This is a genomic window from Dyella sp. (assembly GCF_035508675.1).
GTDB lineage: Bacteria > Pseudomonadota > Gammaproteobacteria > Xanthomonadales > Rhodanobacteraceae > Dyella_B.
This window is the reverse complement of record NZ_DATJMN010000272.1, coordinates 1-5,748: the sequence shown is the minus strand read 5'-3', so window position 1 is coordinate 5,748 and position 5,748 is coordinate 1. Positions and strand designations below refer to the sequence as shown.

Annotated in this window: 1 protein-coding gene; it reads left to right on the top strand. The window is 66.1% G+C overall.

Annotated elements, in window-relative coordinates:
* Nucleotides 1–18: 18 nt before the first annotated feature.
* A partial coding sequence (locus VMA74_RS14295; protein ID WP_325368085.1) for a non-ribosomal peptide synthetase occupies nt 19–5,748 on the top strand: 5,730 nt, incomplete at its 3' end.

Sequence of the window (5,748 nt, the reverse complement as noted above, 5' to 3'; positions counted from 1 at the left end):
CCCATGAATGCCAGCGAAGTGAGCATCGTTTCCACGGCGGTCGACTACGATCCGTTTGCCGGCGCCGCAATCGCCCGCGTCGTGCCCGCGACGGAATCGCAGCGCGAAATATGGCTGGCTGCGAAACTGGAGCAGGAAGCGTCGCTCGCCTATAACGAATCGGTATCCATAAAGTTTTCCGGCGAACTCGACGTCGCCGCCTTGCAGGCGGCATTACAAGGTGTAGTCGATCGGCACGAAGCGCTGCGCGCCTCCCTGAGCGCGGACGGCAATGAGCTTTGCATCGCCGTGCGCGTGGAACTGGATTGCGCCGTGCGCGACCTGTCCGGCCTGGACGAAGCCGCGCGCGAAAAACACATTGCCACGGCGCTCGAGCTGGCGGTGATTACGCCGTTCAATCTGGAACACGGTCCGCTGGTGCGCGCCCAATTGCTGCGGCTATCCGCGCAGGAACACCTGCTGATTTTTACGGCACACCATATCGTCTGCGATGGCTGGTCGTTCGGCGTGATCACGCGCGACCTCGCCGCGCTGTACGCGCAACGGCTAGGCCAGGGCGAAGGCCCTGCCCCGGCGGATGCGTTCACGGACTACGCCCTCGCCGAAACAGCGCGCGCGCAGACCGATAGCGGCCATGCCGACGAGCAGTACTGGTTGCATCGGTTCAGCGGCGAATTGACCTCGCTGGATCTTCCCGTCGACAGCGCGCGCCGCCGCCGGCGCACGTTCACTTCGCAGCGGGAAGACCGCCTGCTCGACGCCACGCTGGTCGCGGAGATCAAGCGCATGGGTGCGCGGCGCGGCGCCAGCTTCTATGCCACCCTGCTGGCCGGCTTCAGCGCCCTGCTGCAACGACTGAGCGGACAGAACGACGTCGTCATCGGCATTCCCAGCGCGGGGCAAGCCGTCGATGGCCATGACAACCTGGTCGGCCACTGCGTCAACGTACTACCGCTGCGCGCCGCCATCGATCCGCAAGCGCCGTTGGCCCACCTGCTCGATCACCTGCGCGGCGACCTGCTCGACGCGTTCGATCACCGGCAATACACGCTCGGCAGCCTGCTCGCGCGGTTGGCGATGCCGCGCGATCCCAGCCGCTTGCCCCTGGTGAGCGTGCTGTTCAACCTGGACCAGGCGCTGGACGAGCGCACGCTTTCCTTTCCCGGCCTGCGCTTCGAATTCTGCGGCAATGCACGCGCGTTCGAAAATTTCGAGCTGTTCGTCAATGCGGTGCAGGTGAGCGACGGCCTGCGCCTGGAATGCCAGTACAACAGCGACCTGTTCCGCGAGGAAACGATACGTTGCTGGCTCGACGCCTACGAAACCTTGCTGCGCAACGCCGTCGCCGCGCCGGACACGGCCGTGGCGAAACTCGCCTTGTTGTCCGAGGCGGCGCAACGCCATATCGCATCGCTGCAGCCGGACAGCACGCCGTATCCGGAGCACCAGCTGGCGCACGAATATTTCGAGCAGCAGGTTGACCGCGTACCGAACAACGCCGCGGTGCGGCACGGCGCACGGCAACTGAGCTATGCCGAACTGGAAGCCCGCGCCAACCGGCTGGCGCACGTTTTGCGCGAGCGCGGCGTGGCTCGCGGCAGCCTGGTCGGCATTGCGCTGGCACGCAGCACCGACATGCTGGCGGCCGTGCTGGCGGTGCTCAAGGCCGGCGCGGGCTATGTGCCGCTCGATCCGTCGTTCCCCGCCGACCGGCTGGCCTTCATGGCGGACGACGCTGCATTGGCTGCGCTCATCGTCGACGACGACACGCCGCAGGCGTTCCAGTTTTCTCCATCGCGCGTGCTGTCGTTGACGCACGATGCCGATGCCATCGCATCGGCTTCGCCAGCGCGCTTGCCGCGCGACGACACGACGGCGACGCCCGATTCCGTGGCCTACCTGATCTTCACTTCCGGTTCGACCGGGCGGCCCAAGGGCGTACGCGTTCCCCATCGCGCCACTTCGAATTTCCTCACCAGCATGCAGCGCGTTCCCGGCATCGCCGAAAACGATCGGCTGGTCGCGGTGACGACGCTGTCGTTCGATATCGCCTTCATGGAGTTGATGCTGCCGTTGAGCGCGGGCGCCGAAGTGGTCATCGCCGATCGCGACGACGTGCGCGATGGCGCCGCCCTGCGCCGACTGGTAGAACAAAGCGACGCCACCATAATGCAGGCCACGCCTGCCGGCTGGCGCATCCTGATCGAAGCGGGCTGGAACGGGCGCGAAGGTTTTCGCGCGGTATCCGGCGGTGAACCGCTGGCGATCGACCTGGCCGAAACGCTGCTGCAACGCTGCAGCGAAGTGTGGAATGGCTACGGCCCCACCGAAACCACGGTGTATTCCACGTACTGGCGCGTCGCCGAGCCGCGCTCCGGCATCTTCATCGGGCGGCCGATCGCCAATACCGCGGTGCATATCCTGGATGAGCATGGCGCACCCTGCCCCTTGGGCGTGCCGGGCGAAATCTATATCGGCGGCGCTGGCGTCACGCTGGGGTATTTGAATCGGCCGGAGCTTGATGCCGAACGCTTCCTGCCCGATCCGTTTGCTGATCGGGATACTGAATCTTGCGAGGAATTAAGCCCCCTCCCCTGCGTGCAGGGGAGGGATGGGGTGGGGTTGCATGGGCTTGCGGCACAACCCGAATCCACCGCGAAATTTGCTTCACCCCACCCCAACCCTCCCCTACTACACGTAGGGGAGGGAGCAGATCACGTGGCATCTGAGGCTCGACCACGCCCACGCATGTACCGCACCGGCGACCGCGGCCGCTGGCTGGCCAACGGCATGCTCGAACACCTGGGACGACTGGATTTCCAGGTAAAAGTGCGCGGCTACCGCATCGAGCTGGGCGAAATCGAATGCGTGCTCGCCGACGTGCCCGAGGTCGAGCGTGCGGTGGTGCTGGCGCGCGAAGATCGTCCGGGCGATGTGCGGCTGGTCGCCTACGTGGTGATGCGCGAGCAGATGCCATTCGATGAAAGCGGCTTGCGCGACCGGCTCAAGCAGCGCCTGCCGGAATATATGCTGCCGCAACACATCATGCCGCTGGATGCGGTTCCGCTGCTGCCGAACGGCAAGATCGACCGCAAGGCGCTGCCGGCGCCGCAAGTCCATTCGGTTGCCTCGGAAACGGCGCGCATCGCGCCACGCAATGACGACGAGCGCCGCGTGGCCGCGGCGATGGAAAGCGTGCTGTCACTGCCGGACCTCGACGTGCGCGACGATTTCTTCGCCCTGGGCGGCCATTCGCTGCTGGCTGCGCAGCTTACCGCGCGCCTGAATCGCGAGTTCAGCATCACCTTGTCGTTCCGCACCTTGTTCGATGCGCCGACCATCGCCGAGCTTGCCGCGGCCATCCGCGCGCAGGCCGACAGCGGCGCCGCGCCTGCCGCGCAACCCATCGTGCGGCGCGAAGACCAGAGCCGTGCGCCGCTGTCGCTGATGCAGCGCCGCCTGTGGTCGCTGGAAGAACTGCAGCCCGGACGCGTCACCTATAACGCACCTTCCGCGCACCGCTTGCGCGGACACCTGGACGAGGCCGCGTTCCAGAACGCACTGCAAACATTGATGCAGCGCCAGCCGATCTTGCGCACGGCGTTTCGCCGCAACGGCAACGATGTGGAGCAGATCGTCGTTGCCGACCTGGACGTGCCCCTGTTCCCGGCCGAAGACCTTTCCGGCCTGCCGGAGAGCGAGCGGGAACCGGCCCTGATGAAGCGCCTGCAGGCGCTGACCGACACGCCGTTCGATCTCACGCGGGCGCCGTTGTTCAGCGCGCGCATGTTCCGCCTCGGCGAGGACGACCACGTCTTTTTCTTCATGCCCCATCACATCATCTGGGATGGCTGGTCGTTCGACATTCTGTATGCCGAACTGTCGTCGCTGTATCGCGCGGCGGTCGAAGGGGCGCCCTCGTCGCTGCCCCCGCTGCCGGTCAGCTACGGCGATTTTGCGCAGTGGCACACGCAATGGCTGGAAGGTCCGCAGTTCCAGACCCAGCTTGCGTTCTGGCGTGAGCGGCTGGCGAAGATGGCGGACATCCGCGCCTTGCCCACCGACCAGCCGCGGCGCCCGGGCATGTCCGGCATCGGGCGTACCGAATGGATCCGCGTGCCCAAGGCGGCGACCGATGCGATGCACGAGGTCGCGCGCATGGCCGACGCCACGCTCAACATGAGCTTGCTGGCGCTGTATTACGTCCTGCTCAGCGCGATGGCCGGCAAAAAGGATCTGGTGGTCGGCACGCCGGTACGCGCGCGCAACCAGACCGAAGTCGAATCGGTGATGGGTTATTTCAATAATCTTTTGCCGCTGCACATCGCAGTCGACAGCACGCTGTCCTTCATCGATTTCGTGCGTCACGTCAAAGGCGCGGCGATCGAAAGCTTCGGCCATCCCGATGTGCCGCTGGAATACCTGCAACGCGAGTTGCGCGTGGGCGCCGGCAGCGGCGCGGTGCTGTACCAGGCCTTGTTTTCGTTCCAGGATGCGCGCCAGCGCATCGTCGACTGGGGTGGCCTGGCGCACGAACAGATCCTGCTGTTCCAGAGCGGCGCCACCGAAGATCTCGGCTTGTGGTTTTTGGAAAGCAACAAGGGCATGGTCGGCGGCGTCACCTATAACGCCGACATCCTGCAGGCCGAAACAGCGCGCCTGCTGCGCGACCGCTACCTGGCGATGATGGCGCGCGTCAGCGAGGATCCGCGGCAGCTCGTTAGCGCGCTCACCGCCATCGGCGAGGCCGAGCTGGCGCAGGAGCGCGACTGGAACGCGACGTCCGCGACAATCCGATTGCCCGCCAACATCCCCGCCATGTTCGAACGGCATGCCGATCAGGCGCCGGACAAGACGGCGCTGACCTTCGGCAGTTGGGGAACGCCGTACATCGAGATCGAACACCGCGCCAACCGTATCGCGCATTGCCTGCGCAAACGCGGCGCAAGCGCGGGCACTGCCATCGGGCTGGCGGCAGAACCGGGCATCAATCGGCTGGCCGGCCTGCTCGGCATTCTCAAGGCCGGCAGCGTGTGCGTACTGCTCGATCCCACCGATCCGCCCGTACGCCTCGAGGAAATCATCACCGATGCGCGCATCGCCCTGCTGGTGGGCGACGGCGCATTGGAGAACACGCTGCAGTGGTCGCGCGCGCAAGCCTTATGGTTCGATGCCGATACCGTCGAGATCATCGCCGCGCCGAGCGACCGCGATGCATCAGTGCCAGAAAGCGTCGGCGACGAGACGGCGATCGTCACCTATGCACCCAATGCAAACGGACGGCCCAGCGGCGCGGCGTTTACCCACCGCGCCGTCGCGAACATGCTGCAGGGCATGCAGGATGCGCTTGGCTTGTCGTCGGATGACCGCGTCCTGGCGACGGCTGCGCCAGCGACGGGCGAGGCGATCATCGAAAACCTGTTGCCGATGGCCATCGGCGCCGAATTGATACTGGCCAATCCGCGCGAGGCGCACGACGGCGAAGCGCTCGCCAGGTTGACGCAGAACCATCGGGCCAGCGCAATGTTCGCGGCGCCCGATGCGTGGCAGGCGATGTTCGCCGCCGGCTGGGCCGGCCGCGCGGACATGAAGGCCATTTGCATCGGCGGCCTGCCCACGCCCGAGCTGGCGGTGAGGCTGGCCGAATGCTGCGCCGGCACCTGGAGCGTATCCGGCGCGGCGGACAGTGCGCCGGCCATCACTTGCGGGCGCATCGAACGGCCGACGGAAAGCCTGCACAGTGGCCGC